22 protein-coding genes and 1 pseudogene are annotated in these 20,424 nt (G+C 30.2%); 13 read left to right on the forward strand and 10 right to left on the reverse strand.

The window, feature by feature from the left end; all coding sequences use genetic code 11:
- Positions 1 to 187 precede the first annotated feature (187 nt).
- The 3 genes from ACGHJ8_RS03040 to ACGHJ8_RS03050 all read right to left on the reverse strand — a co-directional run bounded on the left by ACGHJ8_RS03040 (position 188) and on the right by ACGHJ8_RS03050 (position 1,947).
- Positions 188 to 640 carry a dUTP diphosphatase gene (locus ACGHJ8_RS03040; RefSeq protein ID WP_211962027.1) on the reverse strand — a complete coding sequence of 151 codons (453 nt, stop codon included), beginning with the start codon at positions 638 to 640 and terminating at the stop codon, positions 188 to 190.
- 53 nt (positions 641 to 693) lie between these two features.
- A complete protein-coding gene (locus tag ACGHJ8_RS03045; RefSeq protein WP_390541614.1) occupies positions 694 to 1,254 on the reverse strand; it encodes a manganese efflux pump MntP family protein in 561 nt (186 codons plus the stop codon).
- A 96-nt stretch (positions 1,255 to 1,350) separates the two neighbouring features.
- Positions 1,351 to 1,947: a YigZ family protein gene (locus ACGHJ8_RS03050; protein ID WP_087357761.1), complete on the reverse strand. Its 597-nt coding sequence runs from the start codon at positions 1,945 to 1,947 to the stop codon at positions 1,351 to 1,353.
- Positions 1,948 to 2,048: 101 nt separating this feature from the next.
- On the opposite strand from ACGHJ8_RS03050, the gene ACGHJ8_RS03055 reads away from it, so the two are divergent.
- From ACGHJ8_RS03055 to ACGHJ8_RS03095, 9 genes and pseudogenes are all read left to right on the forward strand, one after another.
- On the forward strand, positions 2,049 to 2,912 hold the full coding sequence (locus tag ACGHJ8_RS03055; protein ID WP_390541616.1) for a DegV family protein: 864 nt from the start codon (positions 2,049 to 2,051) through the stop codon (positions 2,910 to 2,912).
- 8 nt (positions 2,913 to 2,920) lie between these two features.
- Positions 2,921 to 3,199 carry a hypothetical protein gene (locus tag ACGHJ8_RS03060; RefSeq protein ID WP_211962024.1) on the forward strand — a complete coding sequence of 93 codons (279 nt, stop codon included), beginning with the start codon at positions 2,921 to 2,923 and terminating at the stop codon, positions 3,197 to 3,199.
- 63 nt (positions 3,200 to 3,262) lie between these two features.
- On the forward strand, positions 3,263 to 4,330 hold the full coding sequence (locus tag ACGHJ8_RS03065) for a hypothetical protein (protein WP_390541619.1): 1,068 nt from the start codon (positions 3,263 to 3,265) through the stop codon (positions 4,328 to 4,330).
- A 130-nt stretch (positions 4,331 to 4,460) separates the two neighbouring features.
- Positions 4,461 to 5,063 carry a hypothetical protein gene (locus tag ACGHJ8_RS03070; protein ID WP_087357765.1) on the forward strand — a complete coding sequence of 201 codons (603 nt, stop codon included), beginning with the start codon at positions 4,461 to 4,463 and terminating at the stop codon, positions 5,061 to 5,063.
- Positions 5,064 to 5,072: 9 nt separating this feature from the next.
- On the forward strand, positions 5,073 to 6,068 hold the full coding sequence (locus ACGHJ8_RS03075; RefSeq protein ID WP_390541621.1) for a helix-turn-helix transcriptional regulator: 996 nt from the start codon (positions 5,073 to 5,075) through the stop codon (positions 6,066 to 6,068).
- A gap of 18 nt (positions 6,069 to 6,086) precedes the next feature.
- Entirely contained in the window at positions 6,087 to 6,764 is a 678-nt protein-coding gene (locus ACGHJ8_RS03080; protein WP_087357767.1) for a response regulator transcription factor, read from the forward strand.
- On the forward strand, positions 6,757 to 7,740 hold the full coding sequence (locus tag ACGHJ8_RS03085) for a HAMP domain-containing sensor histidine kinase (protein WP_211962020.1): 984 nt from the start codon (positions 6,757 to 6,759) through the stop codon (positions 7,738 to 7,740). The genes ACGHJ8_RS03080 and ACGHJ8_RS03085 overlap by 8 nt, the downstream gene beginning before the upstream one ends.
- A gap of 103 nt (positions 7,741 to 7,843) precedes the next feature.
- Positions 7,844 to 8,602, forward strand: a pseudogene (locus tag ACGHJ8_RS03090) (ABC transporter ATP-binding protein).
- Between the two features lies 1 nt (position 8,603).
- Positions 8,604 to 10,622, forward strand: coding sequence for an ABC transporter permease (locus ACGHJ8_RS03095; protein WP_390541623.1), 2,019 nt, complete (start codon positions 8,604 to 8,606; stop codon positions 10,620 to 10,622).
- A 644-nt stretch (positions 10,623 to 11,266) separates the two neighbouring features.
- Here the strand turns inward: ACGHJ8_RS03095 and ACGHJ8_RS03100 are convergent.
- From ACGHJ8_RS03100 to ACGHJ8_RS03120, 5 genes are all read right to left on the reverse strand, one after another.
- A complete protein-coding gene (locus ACGHJ8_RS03100; protein WP_390541625.1) occupies positions 11,267 to 11,611 on the reverse strand; it encodes a DUF2200 domain-containing protein in 345 nt (114 codons plus the stop codon).
- Complete coding sequence (locus tag ACGHJ8_RS03105; protein WP_211962018.1) at positions 11,611 to 12,645, reverse strand: aspartate-semialdehyde dehydrogenase; 1,035 nt, start codon at positions 12,643 to 12,645, stop codon at positions 11,611 to 11,613. The genes ACGHJ8_RS03100 and ACGHJ8_RS03105 overlap by 1 nt, the downstream gene beginning before the upstream one ends.
- 13 nt (positions 12,646 to 12,658) lie before the next feature.
- Entirely contained in the window at positions 12,659 to 13,888 is a 1,230-nt protein-coding gene (locus ACGHJ8_RS03110) for an aspartate kinase (RefSeq protein WP_087357773.1), read from the reverse strand.
- 6 nt (positions 13,889 to 13,894) lie between these two features.
- Complete coding sequence (locus tag ACGHJ8_RS03115; RefSeq protein ID WP_087357774.1) at positions 13,895 to 15,049, reverse strand: homoserine dehydrogenase; 1,155 nt, start codon at positions 15,047 to 15,049, stop codon at positions 13,895 to 13,897.
- Positions 15,050 to 15,262: 213 nt separating this feature from the next.
- Complete coding sequence (locus ACGHJ8_RS03120; protein WP_390541628.1) at positions 15,263 to 16,012, reverse strand: HAD-IIB family hydrolase; 750 nt, start codon at positions 16,010 to 16,012, stop codon at positions 15,263 to 15,265.
- Between the two features lie 128 nt (positions 16,013 to 16,140).
- Here ACGHJ8_RS03120 and ACGHJ8_RS03125 point away from each other — a divergent pair, with 128 nt between their 5' ends.
- From ACGHJ8_RS03125 to ACGHJ8_RS03140, 4 genes are all read left to right on the forward strand, one after another.
- Positions 16,141 to 16,911, forward strand: coding sequence for a MerR family transcriptional regulator (locus ACGHJ8_RS03125; RefSeq protein WP_087357776.1), 771 nt, complete (start codon positions 16,141 to 16,143; stop codon positions 16,909 to 16,911).
- A gap of 1 nt (position 16,912) precedes the next feature.
- Positions 16,913 to 17,641: an ABC transporter ATP-binding protein gene (locus ACGHJ8_RS03130; RefSeq protein WP_390541630.1), complete on the forward strand. Its 729-nt coding sequence runs from the start codon at positions 16,913 to 16,915 to the stop codon at positions 17,639 to 17,641.
- Positions 17,642 to 17,721: 80 nt separating this feature from the next.
- Positions 17,722 to 18,432, forward strand: a complete 711-nt coding sequence (locus ACGHJ8_RS03135; protein WP_205089900.1) for an ABC transporter permease — start codon at positions 17,722 to 17,724, stop codon at positions 18,430 to 18,432.
- A gap of 23 nt (positions 18,433 to 18,455) precedes the next feature.
- The gene (locus tag ACGHJ8_RS03140) at positions 18,456 to 19,145 is read left to right on the forward strand and encodes a GNAT family N-acetyltransferase (protein WP_211962015.1); all 690 of its coding nucleotides are present in this window, start codon (positions 18,456 to 18,458) and stop codon (positions 19,143 to 19,145) included.
- A gap of 24 nt (positions 19,146 to 19,169) precedes the next feature.
- Here ACGHJ8_RS03140 and ACGHJ8_RS03145 read toward each other — a convergent pair whose 3' ends face one another.
- Both ACGHJ8_RS03145 and ACGHJ8_RS03150 read right to left on the reverse strand, forming a co-directional pair.
- The gene (locus ACGHJ8_RS03145; RefSeq protein WP_211962014.1) at positions 19,170 to 19,859 is read right to left on the reverse strand and encodes a radical SAM protein; all 690 of its coding nucleotides are present in this window, start codon (positions 19,857 to 19,859) and stop codon (positions 19,170 to 19,172) included.
- Positions 19,805 to 20,404 (reverse strand): ECF transporter S component, encoded by a 600-nt coding sequence (locus ACGHJ8_RS03150; protein ID WP_087357781.1) that lies wholly within the window; start codon positions 20,402 to 20,404, stop codon positions 19,805 to 19,807. The genes ACGHJ8_RS03145 and ACGHJ8_RS03150 overlap by 55 nt, the downstream gene beginning before the upstream one ends.
- Between the last annotated feature and the right edge of the window lie 20 nt (positions 20,405 to 20,424).

Consider the following 20,424-nt stretch of genomic DNA (forward strand, 5'->3'; position numbering starts at 1 on the left):
ACATTTTTCCAGCTGTTTATAGACTTTATATTCACATTTTTCCAACAATATTTTCTATTATCTATCACAATTTTCCAATTATAATCAAAAAAACTGTTGAATTAATAGATTTCCATATAAAATATAACAGTTTATTACAAAAAAAGAGCTTAAGGAAATAACTCATAAAAAGTTATTTCGTATCGCTCTAATCATTTTGATAATTATCAATGATTTCGTCAATATCAATACCTAATTGAAAACCTAAAGTGAAGTAATCATCAATTGCATCTTGATAATCATCACTAGAATATTGATTTTGTACATTTAAAATAGATCGATGAATTTTAAAGAATAAAGAATAGATATCTAAGTTTTCAGGAATTTCTGTATGATTTTTAATACTATCAATACGAAGTTCATATCCTATTGACATCAACATTGTTAAACCTTCAAGATATTTTTCTAATAGCTGTTGATGATTGATAGGTTCTTCTTTTTCCCAAAATAAATAGCAGCGAGATTCTAAAGAAACTTCTGATAAATCATGTAAAAAAGCAAGGATTTTCTGATTGATTCTTTTTGTATTCAGGATCTCATTTTTTGCTGTTTGAATTTCTCTGTTGACATAAACTTGATAGAGTTTAGCGACATCATTCATATTTTACCACCCCTTATTATTATCATACTCCAATATGAATAAAATTTGAATGATTAACCTAAAATATGAAGATGTTCCAATAAAATTTTTAATCCCATACAAATTAAAATGATACCACCAGCGATTTCAGCTTTGGCTTTATACTTCATACCAAAGACATGTCCAATTTTGACACCAGCCATTGAAATGATAAAAGTTGTTAAAGCAATGATGGAAATCGCTATGAAAATATTAACATTTAAAAAAGCAAAAGTGACACCAACAGCTAAGGCATCAATAGATGTTGCAATAGCAAGGGGTATCATGATTTTAGGTGAAAATTCTGTATTACAGCTTTCTTCATTTTCAAATGATTCTTTAATCATGTTGATACCAATCAAAGCTAATAAAATAAAAGCAATCCAATGGTCAATGCTTTCAATTTTATCTTTAAACTGAATGCCTAGAAGATAACCAAGTAAAGGCATGAAACCTTGAAAAAAACCAAAATAGCCACCACAAATGAGAGCATGTTTTAATTGAAGTTTTCTGGTTGATAATCCTTTACATATGCTTACTGCGAAGGCATCCATTGATAAACCAATACCAATAATCAATATTTCTAAAAAACCCATATGTCCTCCTTGTAATAAAAAAGACAGGCTGTAAAAAACAGACAAGTCTTTTTTATTTTCATCACTTCCAAATTATAACAAGTATCTATATACGTGTCAAACGTCTTTTTTGATGTAATCAGTGCCGATTTTATGTGCTTCAAACTGATTATTTGTCAATTCTTGAATCTGTTTTAAAAAGTCTAAATCCCTGATATAACATTGATAACAGACTTGTTCTAAATATTGAATGTCAATACATTGTATATGTTGGACTTTTAATAAATGTTCAAATTTACGTGTATAAGTATAATCAATAGTAATTGTGTATAAATCAACAGGCTCTTTTTCAACAATTTTAGCTTCTTTTAATGCTTGAGAGACACTTTGACTGTAAGCACGTGTTAAGCCACCAGCACCTAATTTAATGCCACCAAAATATCTAGTGACAATAGCGATGATATTTGTTAAACCTTGCATTTTTAATACATTCAACATAGGCATCCCAGCAGTTCCAGAGGGTTCACCATCATCATATGCACGTTCGTGTGTTCCAATGATATAAGCAACACAGTTATGTGTCGCTTGAGGATCACTGTATTTTTCAATGAGTTGTTTGGCTTGTTCAATTTGACTGCAAGGAATCAAATGACAAATAAATTCTGATTTTTTGATGACAAGAGTATGAGTAGTATAATTTTCTACGGATATCATATGGTCACACCTTTCTTTCTTTATTATATATGATTTCATTTTATTGTCAAAAGTGTTATAATAGTTAGAGAAAATTAACTGCGAGAAAGAGGGAGAGTAAAATGACTCGAATTGCAATATTAGCTGATAGTGGTTGCCAAATAGAATTAAAACAATATGAAAATCAAGGAATATATATTGTTCCTTTATGTATTACAATGAAAAATCATACATATTTAGATCAACAAGATATAACAAGTTTAGAAGTCTTTGAAACAATGGAAAAAGAAGATATTATGGTGATGACATCACAACCGGCAACAGGTGAACTTGTGAATATTTTACAAAGAATCAAGGATGCAGGATATGATGAAGTGATTGGTTTACCTATTGCGACTGGCTTATCATCAACTTTAAATGGAATGAAAGTTGCTTCTGAGATGGTTGATATTCCAATCACATTAATTGATACAAAAGGGACAGCAGGGAATCAAAAATATCTGGTTTTTACTGCTGCCAAACTAGTTCAAGAAGGAAAAAGTATCAGAGAAATTCAAGTGATTCTTGAAGACATGATTCAACATTCTGGAACAATTATCATGGCTCCTAATTTAGAACATTTGAAAAAAGGTGGACGTATTACACCAGCTGTCGCGTTACTTGCTGGTATGTTGAAGATTGTTCCTGTTATGGAACTTAACTATGATTTAGGTGGAAAGATAGATGTTCTCGGTAAAGTGAGAACCCTTTCTAAAGCAAAGGCAACGCTTGTTAATCGTATGGTTGAATTAGGTGTTAATGCGAAAGAATATAAGATTACAATTGAACATGTGTTATGTGAAAGTTCTGCTTTAGATGTCAAACAGATGATTTTAGATAAAATTGGTGAAGTAGAACTGGAATTAAGAGAACTTCCGGCAGTCGTAGGTGCCCATATGGGTGTTGGTGGTATCGGTGTTCAATATATTAAAAAATATATAGGATAGGAGGAAGAATGATGCCTTTATTTGATGATTTCACAAAGAAAGCAGCGAAGTTTACAGAAGAAGCAATTGATAAAACACAGGAACTGGCAGGGACTGCTAAGTTAAAATTAAAGATGAAAAACTTGGAATCAGATCGTGATGATGTTTTTCGTGAATTAGGAAAGTACTATTATCAACAAATTCATGATTCTGGTGTTATTGATGATGAGGTTATGGAAATGTATCGTCATATTGGTGAATACAATGATAAAATTGAAGAATTAAAAAGACAACTCAATGAAAGCTAGGATGAATTCCGGCTTTTTCTTTTTTTTTGAGATTTGTTATAATGTAAGAGAGGAGTGGTACATATGGATAAAAGATGGCATTATTTATTGGAATATATAGGAGCGCTTTTATGTGCCTTTTTAGCCAATATGGAATATTCATTTTCATATATGAATGGTATTCATCTCTTTTTATGGATTATTTATTTTTGTATGTTTTTATATTTTAGAGAGACTATCTTATATTGTTTTATTCATTTTTTCATGATATTTACTATTTTGATATCATGGATCATTGGTATAACAACAAATCCTCAGATTGTTCCTATGATTTTTGATGTCATCATGATGATTGTTTTACTTGTTTTGGTTGTTGTAATGTTGATAAAACGAAAACATCTCCATCAAAAACAAAATGATTTTTTAATCAATGAACTTAAAGATACTTTGTTGAGAGGAAATGGAACAGCCCAATATCCTTATATTTTAGATGAAAAGAAATTATCCTCATCATGGCAACAAATGGTTGATGAATATCATCATCAAGTCATTTATGCTTTAAATGGTGCCGGACAAGAATATAAAGATGAGCATTTTGGCTTTGCTGATTGTATTTTAGCTGGAAAAAAACATCAACAAGAATATCTTGGTGGTTACTGGACTTATCAAAGTGATAGACCAACTATTCAAAAGCAGGGAACATTATGGTTTCAAACCGTTATTTATGTGTCTTATGAGAATTGTCAAATCATATATGAGTTATTACAGGACCATCAAAAATGGCAAACTATTCAAAAATTGAGTTCATCTTTATCAAAAGCATCTTATCATCATGCAATGCAAATACTTAAAGAACATGAAATATCTAAAAAGCATAGCCAAGTTTTACTTAAAGTGATTGGCATACATGATCATTTTTTAGATTCAGAGATTATTTTGAAACTTTTAAAGTATCATTTTCAATTAACTCATTATCAAGAAGCTGTAGAATATCAATGTGGAATGATGTATTGTATCTATTGTATGTCATATCAAGGACAATGGTTTCAATGGATTCTTGAGGAAAACTGGAATCTTTATCCAATCCTCTATGAACCATCTATTTATTATGGAAAAGGTATTTATCAGCCATTTCAAAAAGATTTTGTATAAAGCAAAATCTTTTTTTAATGAAAAAATCAAAAAAAGTGTTTTAACTCCGTTTTTTCGGTGTTAAAATGGGTATAAAGTCATCTTCAAAATCATAAAATGGGTATAATGAGAGTACAAGGAGATGACATATATGAAAAACAATTATCAAAAACAAGAAACGATTACTTTTATTCAAAAGAAAAATTATGTATTAAACATTATGAAAGATGCATCTATATTAGATTTATTTGCTGGGTGTTTACGTGAAAAAGAATTCAATCATTTGTTACATGATCAAAAAGTTTATCATCAACTTTTTATAGCTGCATTGAAGCATTTATATAGAGTTCAAAATTATCAGGATATGGAACATGATTTAATGATGATGAATAGTTTGTTTTCACATCAAGATTATTTAAAATTGAAAGAAGATATTTTTAAAAGAATAACCAGAAAAACGATCACATTGCAAGAATATTGTGTGATACGTTATTTAATTCCTTTTGAAAAGATGACTTTTTCTCAAGTGATTTCTATTCTTGAACATCAATATCATGTTGGAATATTAGATTGTGCAAAAATATGTCTATTAGAAGATGAATATCATTTGGCTTACCAATATTTATTACAATTAGATGACTGTCAAGATGATGTTGTTTTAGATTTACTTTGTAGTTACAGCATGAAAGATTATCTTTCATTAATACGTCATTATAACAGGAAGAAAAGTTATCAGCTTGTTATGAGTCATTAGGAGTCTATTATGGGAAAAAGAATGTTTTATGTGTTAAAGATTATTTTACAAACCCCCCACAAAGTGATTACAGCATTAGAAATACAAGAAAATTTAATGAAACAGGATATAAAAATTGAAATTAAGACTGTTTATTCTTGTATTAAACAAATCAATGATTTTTTTCACAGCTGGTTGGATAGAGATTTGATTATCTCTTATCATAAATTAGGTTATAAGATAGATGAAGATATATTTGATGATGGTGAATTACAGTTTTTATTGGATCAAATAGCATTTCATCAAGATTTGAACAGAGAAGATCAACAACATTTACAAAATAAGCTTCTTATGTTGTCTTCTTTTCACCAACAACAACGTTTAGTCAATTTTCAACCAAGCCAACGTCAACATTCTTTTTCTTTATTTGTGAATCTTTCTGTTATTATGAAAGCTATTGAACACCAAAAAGCCATATCTTTTCAATATATTGATTATAATATCCAGAATGAACAATTGATAGAAGTGGCTTCTCAAAGAGGAAATAAAGGTGACCAGTATATTGTTTCACCTTATTCATTCACTTCACAAAATAATCATTATTATATGATTGCCTATAATGAAAAACATCCTCAACAATTAACGAACTATCGTATTGATCGTATGCGTCAAATACAGACATTAAATAAAGGGTACATTGATATTCAAGAACAATTTGATATTCAAAATGAAATAGAAAAAATGATGAATATGTTCATTTCTCATCATCGTGATACATTAGTGATTGAATGTGATTATAAGCAGCTAAGAGAAATGGTATCACGTTTTGGTCAACAGATGAAAGTACAACGTTTATATCAAGACAGATTGTTGTTGACGATTGAAGATGTTTCAATATCAGAGGGACTGATCGGGTGGATTATGATGATGCAGACACAGATTAAAGTGATATCTCCTCAATATCTTCAAGATGAAATGAAGGCACGAATAAAAGCTATGCACAACCTTTATCAAGATGTGCTATAATACTAACAGGTGATCAAAATGCAAAAAATTATGATTGTAGAAGATGATGAAGTGATTGCTTCAGCAATTCAAAAACATTTAGAAACATGGAATTATGAAGTTTATGTCATTGATGATTTTGAACATGTTTTAGAAAAATATGTTCAAATACAACCAGAATTAATCTTATTAGATATTTCTTTACCTTTTTATAATGGTTATCACTGGTGTGAGCAGATTCGTAAGATTTCTTCTGTACCGATTATTTTCATTTCATCAGCCAGTGAAAATATGAATATTGTGATGGCTATTTCAATGGGGGCTGATGATTTTATTACGAAACCCTTTGATTTTTCTGTTTTAACGGCGAAAATACAGGCATTATTGCGTAGAACATATTCTTTTTCTAAATCTATGCAAGTATTAACTTATAAGGAACTTGTTTTAAATATTTTAGATGCAACAATTTCTTATCAAGAACAAACCATAGATTTAACAAAAAATGAATTAAAGATTTTACAGATTTTGTTTGAAAAATCTGAAACATTTGTATCTCGTGATGATTTAATGATGGCATTATGGCAAAGCAATGAATTTATAGATGATAATACTTTAAGTGTGAATATGAACAGATTAAGAAAGAAACTGGATGATTTTCATATTGAACATCTCATTCAAACAAAAAAAGGATTAGGATATAAGCTTTATTATGAATAAATTATTTCATTATTTCTATGATAAAAAAGCTTTTTATATTCTTTCTTTATCTTTTATTGTGATATTTTATATGATTCTTTATTTGTATGATGCTTTAATAGATGCTATTATCTATGCTACAATTTTATGTCTAGTTTTGTTGTTTGTTTATTTTTGTATTGATTTTATATTATATGTACGTCGATTACATAATTTAAATGCTAATCAACAACTTAAAGATTATTATACTTTGGATTTGCCTTCTTGTTCTTCATGGATTGAAAAAGAATATCAGTTGTTGTTATATCAAATAAATGACTTACTCAAAGAAACAAAAGAACTTGAAGAAAATAATCATCAAGAAATGCTAGAATATTTTACCATGTGGGTTCATCAAATCAAAACACCTATTTTTGCATTACGTTTATTGATTGATTCAAAGAATGCGTCGACGCATGATATGCTTTTACAAGTTTTAAAGATTGAACAATATGTAGATATGGCATTACATTATATGAAATTAGGGCAGATTTCATCAGATTTACATATTCAATATTATTCACTTCATGATATTCTTCAAGACGTTTTAAAAAAACAGGCAACATTCTTTATTCATAAGAAACTGACATTGCAGTTAGATGACATTGATCTAAAAGTTTTAACTGATGAAAAATGGTTATCTTTTGTTTTGGAACAGATTTTATCCAATGCGTTAAAATATACCAAGACAGGAGGTATTCATATTTATGTTGAAGATGAAGTTTTGTATATTGAAGATACGGGTATTGGCATCAAAGCAGAAGATTTACCAAGAATATTTGAAAAGGGATTTACAGGATATAATGGAAGAGTGGATAAGAAAGCCAGTGGATTAGGTTTGTATCTGTGTGCGAGAATTTTAAAATATCTCGGTCATCCTATATCAATGGAATCATCACAAGGGAAAGGGACAACTGTAAAGATTGATTTTCATGTTCAGGATTTACAGGTTGAATAAATCTTACAAAGATGTAAGGTCATAAGGAGAAAATGTAAGATAAATCAATAGTACATTTTTCTCTTTTTTTATAAACTATAAATGTACAAAGGAGGGATGACAGATGTCATTACTAGAAGTTAAAAATGTAAAGAAAATTTATACAACACGTTTTTCAAATCAACAAGTTCAAGCCTTATCCAATGTTACATTTAGTGTGGAAAAAGGAGAATATGTTGCGATTATGGGTGAATCTGGAAGTGGGAAAACAACTTTATTAAATATTCTGGCTTCATTAGATCAGCCAACAAGTGGTCAGGTTCTATTGAATGGAAAAGATATTACACATTTAAAAGAAAAAGAAATTTCACAGTTTAGAAGACAAAATCTTGGTTTTGTTTTTCAAGAATTTAATTTATTAGATACTTTTTCAGTGAAAGATAATATCTTTTTACCTCTTGTTTTATCAAAAGAATCTTATCCTGAAATGAATCAAAAATTAAAAACATTAGCACCTTAATTAGGAATTGAAAACTTATTAGAAAAATATCCTTATGAAATATCTGGTGGTCAAAAACAAAGAGTTGCAGTTGCAAGAGCATTGATTACACAGCCACAACTGGTTCTGGCAGATGAGCCAACGGGGGCCCTTGATTCTAAATCAACCGATCAGTTGTTAGAAATCTTTGATCGTGTAAATAAGAAAGGACAAACAATCTTGATGGTAACACATAGTACAAAAGCAGCCAGTTGGGCATCTCGAGTTTTATTTATTAGAGATGGTGAAGTCTTTCATCAAATCTATAGAGGAAATCAAACGTATCAACAAATGTATCAAAGTATTTCAGATACATTAACATTACTTGCTTCAGGAGGGAAATAAGATGAAATCATTCTTTTATCCTCGTCTGGCATTCACAAATTTAAAAAAGAATGCAAAACTTTATTTCCCGTATTTATTAACAAGTTCTTTTACTGTCATGATGTTTTATTTAATTAATTATCTTTCATCTCATGATGGGATTGATCAGATGTCTACAGGTTCAAGAACAATGCAGGTGATTTTAAATTTAGGAAAGATTGTCATTATTATATTTTCTGTGATTTTTCTCTTTTATATGAATAGTTTTTTAATGAAACGTCGTAAAAAAGAGATTGCTTTATATAATATCTTAGGATTAGAAAAGAAACATATTATGATTATGATGTTTTATGAAACATTTTTTACTACATTTGTTTCTTTGCTTGTAGGATTTCTTTTTGGGATTATATTTAGTCAACTGGTTTCTTTATTGTTGATACGTTTAATGGGTATAACAACATTATTGACTTTTCATATTTCATGGTCATCATTATTGATAACAGTGATTATATTTTTACCAATTTATTTTATGACTTATTTAATTCATGTGATTCAAATTCAATTAGCAAACCCTATTGAATTATTAAGAGGGTCACAAAGTGGAGAAAAAGAACCAAAAACAAAATGGTTAATGACTCTTGTTGGTATTTTGTCTTTAGGTATAGGCTATTATATTGCTGTGACTATAGATGATCCTTTGACAGCTGTATATTTATTCTTTATCGCAGTTATATTGGTTATTATTGGAACATATTGTTTGTTTACAGCAGGGTCTATTACAATTTTAAAATTCTTAAAAAAGAATAAACATTTTTATTATCAGACAAAGCATTTTACTTCTGTTTCACAATTGATTTATCGTATGAAACAAAATGCTGTTGGACTAGCCAGTATATGTATTTTATGTACATGTATTTTAGTCATGTTATCGAGTACAGTGTCATTATATTTTGGAATAGAAGATACAATCACATCTTATCAGCAAGATAGCTATCAGTTAAAAGTCTATGGTTATGAAGATGGGACATTACCGACAGAAAAACAGTTCCAGACATTTTATGCGGATATACAAGATCAGTTAAAAAGAAATGGCATAGGAATTGACAGTTTTATTCACTTACAAAGATATAGTGTATCAGTTCGTTTCAAAGATAATCGACATATCATGACAGATAGAGAATCAGGCAATTTTACCGTAGGTTATTTAATTGGTGTGACGGAAGATGAATATAATCGAGCTTATCATCAAGATGTTCGTTTGCAAGATGATGAAGTTCTGGTGACAAGTAATTTCTTTGAATTTGGTAAGACTTTTGATATTGACAATATAAAATATCAAATCAAAGATGTTATTCATCAGCCATATTTATTACCTAATGAAAATTCAACTGCTGAAAAAAATATTATTGTTATTATGAAAGATGAAGCAGCAATTCAAAAGATGATGTCATCATTCTTTGGTGATGAAATCCAACCTACAGAAAATCTTTCAATTAAGTATAGTAACCAATCTCAGGAAAAAGAAGCAGAAGATATTTTGGAAAGATGTTTAGAGAAATTTACGATCAGTGCCAATGCTTCTGGACAGGAACATGGTGAAATCTCTTTCTATTATTCATCACAGTATACAGTTCGTTTAATGTTGATGGAATTATATGGTAGTTTATTCTTTTTAGGAATATTCTTAGGCATCTTATTTTTAATGGCTACAATATTAATTATGTATTATAAACAATTATCTGAAGGATATGAAGATCAAAAACGTTTTGAAATCATGCAAAAAGTTGGAATGAGTACAAAAGAAGTCAAACAGACGATTCGTTCACAAGTTTTAATTTTCTTCTTTTTACCACTCATTGTTTCTGTTATTCATATGGCATTTGCCTTCAATATGATTACAATGATGTTTAGCTTCCTTGTCACATCTGGTATTCAAATCTTTGTTATATGCACTGTTATTTCTGTAGTGACTGTAGCAATCATTTATGCTATTGTCTATGCATTTACTTCAAGAACGTATTATCGTATTGTGAAATATTAAAGAGAACTGTTGCCCCAGTTCTCTTTCTCATTTGAGTATTTTTACTTACTCAGATACTTCTCGTTTATAGTATACCACAAAAAAAGTAATGTAAATTGAAAAGATATTAAAAATGAGCAAAATAATAAAAACAAAAATCTGACTGGATAAAGATACTTTATTCAGTATATTTTTTTGTCGAATCATGACAAATTAAAAAGGCCCTCAATGGGCGGAGGTGAAATCATGCCTCAGTTTTATAGCACCGATAGCTTTAACATGGGAGAACGTGGCCGAGTATTTTTATTTATTCAAGATACTTTTTATGTATTCAGAAGTTTTAACATTAATTGTTATACTTTTGATAATCAAAGAATTACGTAAGTAATAGATAAAAAGAAAGGTCACGAAAAAAGAGAACTGGGCCAACAGTTCTCTTTCTCATTTGAGTATTTTTATCTACTCAGATACTTTTCATCTATAGTATACCACAAAAAAAAGTAATGTAAATTGAAAAGATGTTAAAATGTTAATAACTTTTTAAATCACATCTTATTTTTTTGACAATCTTATAACATTTAAGAATCAAATATAAATGAAGTTTCCATTAGTTCATCAAGTGTCCATCTTCTAATCAATTCTTATCATAGTAAGATAATGCTCTTTTAGCGTAAAATTTTATCTAAACTCTTTCCTCTAGCAAGTTCATCAATGAGTTTATCAAGATAACGTATATTTTGCATCAGAGGGTCTTCAATCATCTCCAGCTTAACACCACAGATACTGCCTTTAATTAAAAATCTGCGTTCATTTAAAGCTGGAGCATTTTCAAAGAACTGTTGATAATTGATATCTGTTTCTAACATTTGGTGAATGTTATCAAAAGTATAACCCGTTAACCACTGAATCACTGTATCTACTTCTTCTTGCGTACGTCCTTTTTTCAAGGCTTTTTGAAGAAGTAGAGGATAAATCTTTGAATAGGGCATTTGAAAGACTTTTTGACTCATTATAACAAGCCCATTTCAATCATTTTTAATCCAATATCAATAGAGTTGTAAGCAGCACCTTTCATTAATTGATCAGCAACAATCCATAAACTTAAAGCATGATCATTATCTAAATCTTTTCTTACACGTCCTACATGGACAAGTTCATCACCAATAAATAAAGTTGCCATTGGATAAATCTGATTTTCAATATCATCATAGAGTTCAACACCATGAGAATTTGATAATAATTCAAAGACTTTATCTATATCAATAGGTTTTTTCGTTTCAATATAAACAGATTCACTATGACCTCTAAGTACAGGAACACGAACACAAGTCGCATTGACTTTAATATCTTTATTAAAGATTTTCTTTGTTTCATTGACCATTTTCATTTCTTCTTTTGTGAAATGATTGTCTAAATCAAATTTATCAACTTGTGGAATACAGTTGAAGGCAATTGGATAATGTTTTTTATCAGAAGCACAAGGCAAAGTTTTGGCTACTGGTTCTTTACCATCTAGCACTTCCTGTGATTGACGATATAGTTCTTCCATACCAGCAACACCAGCCCCTGAAACAGCCTGATAAGTAGAAACAATAATTCTTTCAATATCAAAATACTCATTTAAACGATTTAATGCACTGACCATTTGAATTGTTGTACAATTTGGATTAGCAATAATTCCTTTATGTTCCTTTAAAGCATAAGCATTGACTTCTGGAACAACTAATGGAACATCAGGATCCATTCTAAAATGTGATGTATTATCAATATTGGTACATCCGGCCTTTACAGCATAAGGCATATACTTTTCTGAAATACTTCCTCCAGCACTCCAGAAAGCCACTTCAATACCTTCAAAAGAATTTTCAGTTAATTCTTCCACAACAAATTCATGTCCTTCATATTCAATGACTTTTCCTGCGCTTCTCGCAGAAGCTAATAATTTTAAACTTTCAAAAGGGAAGTGAAACTGAAAAATACATCTCAACATTTCTCTCCCAACGGCACCAGTAGCACCTACAATTGTAACTTTATATTTCTTCATTTTGATAATCCTCCTAACCTAAGAATGCTTCATGTAATAAAACTTGAGCTTTTTTGACATCATCTCGATCAATATAACAAGATATATTAATTTCACTACAAGATGTCATTTCGACATTAATATCATGACTCATCAATGTATTATAAACTTTCTGGAACATGCCTTTATTATTTTTGATACCTACACCAATTACAGCGACTTTTCCAATATTTCCTCTGACAATTGTTTTCTTTGCCTGTAAAGTATCTTTTAAATCATTAATGACTTCAACGACAGCAGGAACATCCTTATCATTAATAATTAAAGAAATATCCATTCTTCCACCACCAACTAAAGCCTGATTAAAGACATTGACGTTAACATTGGCATCAGAAATTTTTTCAAAAAGTTCACCAGCACCATTGATTTTGGCATCTACACCTACAAGAGTAATACGGGCTTCATTTTGTGAACCTGTAATACCTGATATAATAAATTGATTTAAATGATCTTTCATAATTTTTTCATCTCCTAATACATATGTTCCCTGACTTTCATCGAATGAACTTCTGGCATGAATCACAATATCATGTTTAGCAGCCAGTTGTACACAACGATGATTTAAAACTTTTGCTCCATTGTTGGAAAGTTCCAGCATTTCGGCATAGCTGATATAGTTCAGTTTCTTCGCATCGGGAACAATACGGGGATCCGCTGTATAAATTCCATTGACATCACTATATATTTCTACTTCATTGGCATCAATGGCGACACCAATAGCGACGGCAGACAAGTCACTACCTCCACGTCCTAGAGTCGTAATCTTACCATTTTGAGAATATCCCTGAAATCCGGGACATATGACAATATCAGCATTTTTCAGTTTATCTAATATATGTTTTCCTTCAACCGTTGTAATGGTAGCATTTTGATGATGAGAATCTGTCAAAATACCAAGTTCAGCATTTGTGACAGTTTCTACAGTATAGCCTTTTTTAGCCAGTTCACTTTTAACAACGAGTGTAGAAATTGTTTCACCAATACTTGTTAAACGATCAATTTCTTCATCTGTCAATTGATCCGTATGCACAATGGATAAAAGGGTATCTGTCGCATAAGGGTCATCATAACGCCCCATCGCACTGACGACAGCGACCACTTTATTTCCTTTATCATGTTCACGAATAATATTTTTATACATATGTTCACGTGTTTCAATACTACGTGTTGAGGTTCCACCAAATTTTTGAACAATTATCTTCATGTTATATTAACCCCTTACCTTCAATAAATTATAAGATTCATTTTGAAGTTGATGTTTTAAATCATTCAGTTCAATAGGATTTGTAATATAGATATGATCATGATCTTGAGAGTAATACATCTCATAATCAATATCTAATGGATGATCACATCTGATATAATATTTAGAATATGTAATTGGAAAAATATCTTCAACATATTGATATTGGTGCTGCCACATTGTTGGCTGATGTGTTTTCATAATATCGCTGACAACGGCACTGGCTGTGACATAACGTCCTGCACCTTTTCCATAAAAAATAACATTTTCTAAATAATTACAAGTGATTTCTACTACATTATATGCTTGATTGACATTAGCAACCATGTCTTTTATACCAATTAATGTTGGAGAAACATCAATACCATAACCATTTTCTAATTTTTTAGCTTGAGCAATTAATTTGATACGATATCCTAATTTTTTAGCATAATCGATATCTTTCTTTGTTACACCACGAATACCTGTACATTGAATCTTATGGAAATCAAAGAAAATTTCAAAAGCATTCATCGCCAGAATACAAATCTTATGAGCAGCATCCTTGCCATCTAAATCTAAACTGGCATCTGCTTCTACATATCCTAATCCATCAGCAATCGTTAAGGCTTCTTCAAAATCCAAATTATCTGTTTCCATTAACGTTAATATAAAATTTGTTGTTCCATTTAAAATACCTTCAATTTTTTCAATTTCATTAGCCACTAAATCTTCTTTGGCTGGAACAACAACGGGAATTCCACCACCTACAGCAGCTTCATAATAAATTTTTGATTGATATTTCATAGCCATTTCAAAGATTTCCTGTCCGTCATGAGCAATCAAAGCTTTATTAGCGGTCACCACATTCTTTCCTTTTTTTAAGGCTTCTAAAATAATTGTTTTCGCAATTGTTGTGCCACCGATTAATTCTACCACAACATCCACTTCATCATCATTTAAAACATCATGAAAATCTTGGGTATAGATGATACCATCTGGTAAAGTAACTTCATTTAAAGCACAACCATATTTAACGACAACTTCTTCTTGAATTAACTTTTCTAGTCTTTCCTTTTGTTGTGTTAAAATATCTACAACACCAAATCCAACTGTTCCTAAGCCAATGACACCTATTTTCATACGATACCCCTCTCTAAAGAAAAAATCTCATTCATCATGAGATATAGTTTTAAAAATCACCAAACATCCCCATATGATCTATAATTAAGACATGAAGATGTCTTTTTTTATTATTGCATTGATAATATCATTTTTGTATATGTTTGTCAATTTATGAATAAATAATTTTGAAATAAGCGAAATAATATAATTTCAATTTCTTAAAAATAAAAATTATTTCTCAATATCAAAAATACACTGAGCTAATGATGAAACCACTTTTTGAGCATGATTTTTGACTTCTTTTGGCGCATAATCAAAAGTATAACTATGCTTTATAACATCTAACATCGGTAAGTCATTATAATTATCACCAATACCATAAATACTATCAATGGATAATTGAAAATAATCTTGAATGATTTTAATACCATGTCCTTTAGAACATCCTTTCATGGCTAAATCTATATGTTGATTATTTTGATAGGCTTCAATCTGTTCACCATACTGATTGAGTATTTTTTGAGTCATTATTTGTGCCATATCTATTTCATTTTCCTGATAATGAAAAGAAAATACCTGTACATAGGGATAGGAAAATTCATCAAAAGAATGAATTTCATGATCAAAAATAAAATCATCAAATTTTGAATTAAGATGATATGTGACATCATTATAAACAAGAGTTATGTTTTGTTTTTCTGTTAGTTCATAAATATCTTTCACTAATGATATAGGAATTTGACTCTCCAGAATAGGTTGAAAATCTTTGTTTAAAATCAAACCACCACTTAGTAAAATATAAAAATCATATTCAATACCATAAGGTTTTGAAGGACGTAAAATACCACTCAAACTTCTTCCAGTACATACACCAAAGAGATGTCCTTTCTTTTGAAATGATTGAATGGCTTCTACATCTTTTTTATTCATATGGTCTTGAAACCATAATGTATTATCAAAATCGCTCGCTAATAAATTCATATTTTCACCCCAAGTTTTATTATAGGGGAAATGATAAAGAAATACAAAGAGATTATCTTAAGTTTTGATAAAAAAGACTTGTTTATGACGTTACGTCATCAATTATAATAAAAACAGGAGGGATGGAAATGGATAAAGAATATATGACAATAGGACAATTAGCTAAAAAAATGAAAACAACAGTAAGAACTTTACAATTTTATGATCAAAAGGGATTATTAAAACCATCAATGCAAAGTGAAGGAGGGCGTCGACTTTATACCTATCAGGATATGGTACAGTTACATCAGATTCAATCATTAAAATCTTTAGGTTTTTCTTTAGACGAAATTAAAAATCAGTTAGAAGTATTAGATACACCCCAACAAGTCGCTCATGTTTTAAATCAACAAGCTTCATTAATTCAAGAAAAGATCAAACAATTGACAAAGGTTCTTCAAGATATAGAAAATCTAAAAGAAGAAGTGATACAGATGCAAAGTGTTGATTTTAAAAAATATGCAGATATTATTGTCAATTTACAGATGAATAATGACAATTATTGGGTGATAAAATATTTTGATGAAAAAACAATGGATCATATTCGTCAGCATTTTAATCAAGAAAGTGGACAAGAATTTATTAATCGCTTTCAACAATTATCTCAAAAAATCTTAGACTTACAAGAGCAAGGGGTCGATCCTTTAGATAAACGTGTTCGAGCATTAGCTGAGCAGTTCTGGAAAATGGTTGAAGAATTTACTAAGGGTGATATGAGTTTGTTGCCACAGTTGATGCAATTTGAGCATTTGAATGATAATCATAATCTGGCAAAACAACAAAATAAAGTGAATGCCTATTTACAACCGGCATTAGGTTTATATTTTGAAAAAGCAGGAATTAAGTTTGGAGATGAGTAATGTGAAGACAGTTATAAAAGTATCCCATGTCAGTCAAAGTTATGGTTCTTATCAAGTCTTAAATGATATTTCTTTTGAGGTTTATAAAGGGGAAATACTAGGCTTGTTAGGAATGAATGGTGCAGGGAAAACCACAACATTAGAGTGTCTGGAAGGATTTTTAAAATATGAAGGTAATATTTCTATTGATGGTCAAATAGCTATTCAATCACAAAATGAATCACTTCCTGCTTATATGAAAGTATCAGAAGCTATCACTTTGTTTTCTAAGTGGAAAAAAGCATCTTTGGAACCCCAATTATTAAAAGCATTGGATCTTTTATCCATAATGAATAAACAATATCAACAACTTTCTACAGGACAAAAAAGACGTTTGCATTTGGCTTTGGCCTTAATTGGACAACCTGATATTTTAATATTAGATGAACCAACAGCTGGTTTAGATGTAGCAGGACGTTTTGCTTTACATCAAATCATTCGTCAACTACAAAAAAAGGGTGTTACTATTGTCATAGCAAGTCATGATATGAATGAAGTTGAAAGTTTATGTCAGCGTATTGGTATTTTAAAACAAGGAAAAATGGTGTTTTTAGGAACGCTTGAGGATTTCACTTTATACATGGGAAAATGTTACCGTATTAAGGTTATCACGCAAGAGGGAGAAAATCTGTATACAACGCAAGATGTTCGACAGACTTTATCCCAGATTTTAGATAGTTATCAAAAATAAAATCTGGAGATTTTAGATATGAATGTGAGTCGAGGAACATTGGAACAGCACTTTATATCTATGGCAGGAGGTATCGAAAAATGAAAGCATTTTGTTATGGGGTGTGGATTCAATTTTTAATGGATTTACGAAGTCGTTCATTATTCATCACTTGTTATCTTGTACCGTTATTATTCTTTTTCATGATGGGAAGTGTTTTTACATCCATCATGCCCGAATATCAAGACACACTGATTGCATCTATGACCATTATGAGTGTATCTATGGGTTCATTGTTAGGTTTATCATCATCTGTTGTTCAAATTTATGGAACAACTCTCCAAAAAACATATATGGCTAACTCTCTGCCTGTTTATTATGGACTCATGACTCTATTTGTGTCTGCATTTTTTCATCTCATGATTGTCAGTACACTGATTTTAATTTTATCACCCATTCTCTTTCATGCGACATTACCATCACATATAGGTATATATTATTTCCATCTTATTTTATTTATAATATCTTCCTTAGGTATTGCATCCGTACTTGGTTTATTCGTCAAAACACAAGGATTATTGACTATGATGAGTCAAATCATCTTTTTACCTTCTATCATTCTTTCTGGTATTATGTTTCCTGCTTCTATGTTGCCATCTTTTTTAGAAAATTTAGGAAAACTTTTTCCAGCAACATGGGGTTATTTATTGTTAACACAATCACAGGGACAATATATTTTGATTTTGATTATGATTCTTGCTTTACTGATTTGTTTTCAAAGAATGCGTTCTTTTTATTCTTTTATAAAATGATATAATGAATAAGGGTGATAAAAATGTTATTGAATGAAATTGATGATATAGATTTCATTGAACCCATGCGTTTATGTACAGTAGATATTTTATATCATGAAGATGATGGCATAGTTATGTTGGAGAAAGAAAGCCAATCAATGATGATTTCTATGAATGATATGAATAAATTAAAAACATTATTTTCTGTTTTGCATTTAGAAAACTATGATTTGTATAATGTCAAACAAAAAGAGATTGTTGATTTATTAATGAATGAATATCATAAAAAAGATTATTTTGCCTGTTATCAGGCAGTTTATCCTCATCAACAATTATTAGATCTGGCTATTCCTCAAGATGTTTCTATTCAACAGTTGAGCTTATCATATTTGGATGATGTTGATCAGATTTATCATCATATGGATGATAAAGATTATTTAAAAGAACGTATTGAACAAAAAGCCATGTGGGGTTTATTTGTTGATGATGAATTGGCAGGATTTATAGGGATGCATCGAGAAGGCAGCATGGGTATTTTAGAAATAAAGAAAGCTTATCAACGTCATGGCTATGGTTATTTATTAGAAGGATACCTCATCAATGAATTATTGAAACAAAAGAAAGTTCCTTATTGTCAAGTTGTAGAGGGTAATGAGGCATCATTAGCTTTACAAAGAAAACTGCATATGAAAATATCATCACGCTATTCTTACTGGGTGTTTGATGACTAAAAAAAGCTGTTGAAAAACAGCTTTTTAATCTCCTACACCAAAGTCAGTAGGTTCATATAAAAAATCATATCGTGGATCATCTTGTAAATAAGCATAGTTTTGCATAAACCATTGAACTAATTGATTATCCCTTTTAACAGGTGTTGAATTATTACGATAGATACTAATGGTTCCATAATCGAAATGATGTGTTAGAATATCCATATCTTTTTGAATCATTTCTTTTGTTTGTCCTTGAATACCAACCATTAAACATGGAGAATCAAAATACTGTTTGAGTTCTTCAATGGTTTGAAATGTTGCATTTTTATTCAAAACACGATTTCTAAAATCATCATCAAAAGTTTCAACACCAATTTTAATAATCATCTTGATCCCAAAGAAATCTCTAATGTCTTGAATGCGTTGATGATAAATCCAATGACTTTCTACAAATAATGTATGAATGTGCTTATCTTGAATGATTTGTTTGATTTGTTGTAATGTCTGTTGAGGCAATTCAAAAATACTGGCAGAATCAATGACTTCTAAAACACCGTATTGTCCAGTGACATGATTTAAGGCTTCAGTATTGATTTGAATCATTTCTTCTAGACATGTAGAATTGTCTTCGATATAATCGCAAAATGTACATTTTGACCAGGCACATGGTCTGGCTTTTAAAAGAACGATTTCTCTTTTGTACTTGTTTTCAATACGGCTGTATCTTTCCATGCTATCCCCCATTTCTCATAAAGATGTCCTCTTTCAATAATGGCTTTTGTCAGACAGACTGCAAAAAACTTATCCATGTAATCTGTAAAGACCTGTACAAGCAAAATACTTAAAATAAGTGGCATACCTAGATGATGAAACACAACGACAAAGGTACTACTGGCCCCACTTGTGATTCCATTAAATAATCCGGCTGTAATGCAGGCACTTAATAAAGAAGTCGGTACGCCAACAAGGATTGAACCAAGAGGTGTACGCCATCCTTTCAGCCATTTACCATGATAAAGTATTCCTGCAAAAAATCCTGTCAATAGCTGTACAGGAGCATAATAGAAAGAATACATATCAAACGTCATGCCACTTGTGATGCTTCCTAAAACACCTGTCAACATAGCATATTTAGGACCTAAAAGTCCTGCGACTAATATGGTTCCAATGGAATCCATATAAAATGGTATGGAGAATGTCATGGCTATAAAAGCTCCAAGTACGTTAAAAACAATACCCATGATAATCACCATTTGAATTTTTGTTTTCTTTTTCATATTCACTTTTCCTTTCTTCT

This window comes from Massiliimicrobium timonense (assembly GCF_042850985.1).
In the GTDB taxonomy this organism is placed as follows: Bacteria; Bacillota_I; Bacilli_A; order Erysipelotrichales; family Coprobacillaceae; genus Allocoprobacillus.

Coding starts and splice junctions, on each gene's coding strand:
- ACGHJ8_RS03040 (WP_211962027.1), bottom strand. CDS start 640: ATGAATGATGTCGCTAAACTCTATCAAGTTTATGTCAACAGAGAAATT.
- ACGHJ8_RS03045 (WP_390541614.1), bottom strand. CDS start 1,254: ATGGGTTTTTTAGAAATATTGATTATTGGTATTGGTTTATCAATGGAT.
- ACGHJ8_RS03050 (WP_087357761.1), bottom strand. CDS start 1,947: ATGATATCCGTAGAAAATTATACTACTCATACTCTTGTCATCAAAAAA.
- ACGHJ8_RS03055 (WP_390541616.1), top strand. CDS start 2,049: ATGACTCGAATTGCAATATTAGCTGATAGTGGTTGCCAAATAGAATTA.
- ACGHJ8_RS03060 (WP_211962024.1), top strand. CDS start 2,921: ATGATGCCTTTATTTGATGATTTCACAAAGAAAGCAGCGAAGTTTACA.
- ACGHJ8_RS03065 (WP_390541619.1), top strand. CDS start 3,263: ATGGATAAAAGATGGCATTATTTATTGGAATATATAGGAGCGCTTTTA.
- ACGHJ8_RS03070 (WP_087357765.1), top strand. CDS start 4,461: ATGAAAAACAATTATCAAAAACAAGAAACGATTACTTTTATTCAAAAG.
- ACGHJ8_RS03075 (WP_390541621.1), top strand. CDS start 5,073: ATGGGAAAAAGAATGTTTTATGTGTTAAAGATTATTTTACAAACCCCC.
- ACGHJ8_RS03080 (WP_087357767.1), top strand. CDS start 6,087: ATGCAAAAAATTATGATTGTAGAAGATGATGAAGTGATTGCTTCAGCA.
- ACGHJ8_RS03085 (WP_211962020.1), top strand. CDS start 6,757: ATGAATAAATTATTTCATTATTTCTATGATAAAAAAGCTTTTTATATT.
- ACGHJ8_RS03095 (WP_390541623.1), top strand. CDS start 8,604: ATGAAATCATTCTTTTATCCTCGTCTGGCATTCACAAATTTAAAAAAG.
- ACGHJ8_RS03100 (WP_390541625.1), bottom strand. CDS start 11,611: ATGAGTCAAAAAGTCTTTCAAATGCCCTATTCAAAGATTTATCCTCTA.
- ACGHJ8_RS03105 (WP_211962018.1), bottom strand. CDS start 12,645: ATGAAGAAATATAAAGTTACAATTGTAGGTGCTACTGGTGCCGTTGGG.
- ACGHJ8_RS03110 (WP_087357773.1), bottom strand. CDS start 13,888: ATGAAGATAATTGTTCAAAAATTTGGTGGAACCTCAACACGTAGTATT.
- ACGHJ8_RS03115 (WP_087357774.1), bottom strand. CDS start 15,049: ATGAAAATAGGTGTCATTGGCTTAGGAACAGTTGGATTTGGTGTTGTA.
- ACGHJ8_RS03120 (WP_390541628.1), bottom strand. CDS start 16,012: ATGAATTTATTAGCGAGCGATTTTGATAATACATTATGGTTTCAAGAC.
- ACGHJ8_RS03125 (WP_087357776.1), top strand. CDS start 16,141: ATGGATAAAGAATATATGACAATAGGACAATTAGCTAAAAAAATGAAA.
- ACGHJ8_RS03135 (WP_205089900.1), top strand. CDS start 17,722: ATGAAAGCATTTTGTTATGGGGTGTGGATTCAATTTTTAATGGATTTA.
- ACGHJ8_RS03140 (WP_211962015.1), top strand. CDS start 18,456: ATGTTATTGAATGAAATTGATGATATAGATTTCATTGAACCCATGCGT.
- ACGHJ8_RS03145 (WP_211962014.1), bottom strand. CDS start 19,859: ATGGAAAGATACAGCCGTATTGAAAACAAGTACAAAAGAGAAATCGTT.
- ACGHJ8_RS03150 (WP_087357781.1), bottom strand. CDS start 20,404: ATGAAAAAGAAAACAAAAATTCAAATGGTGATTATCATGGGTATTGTT.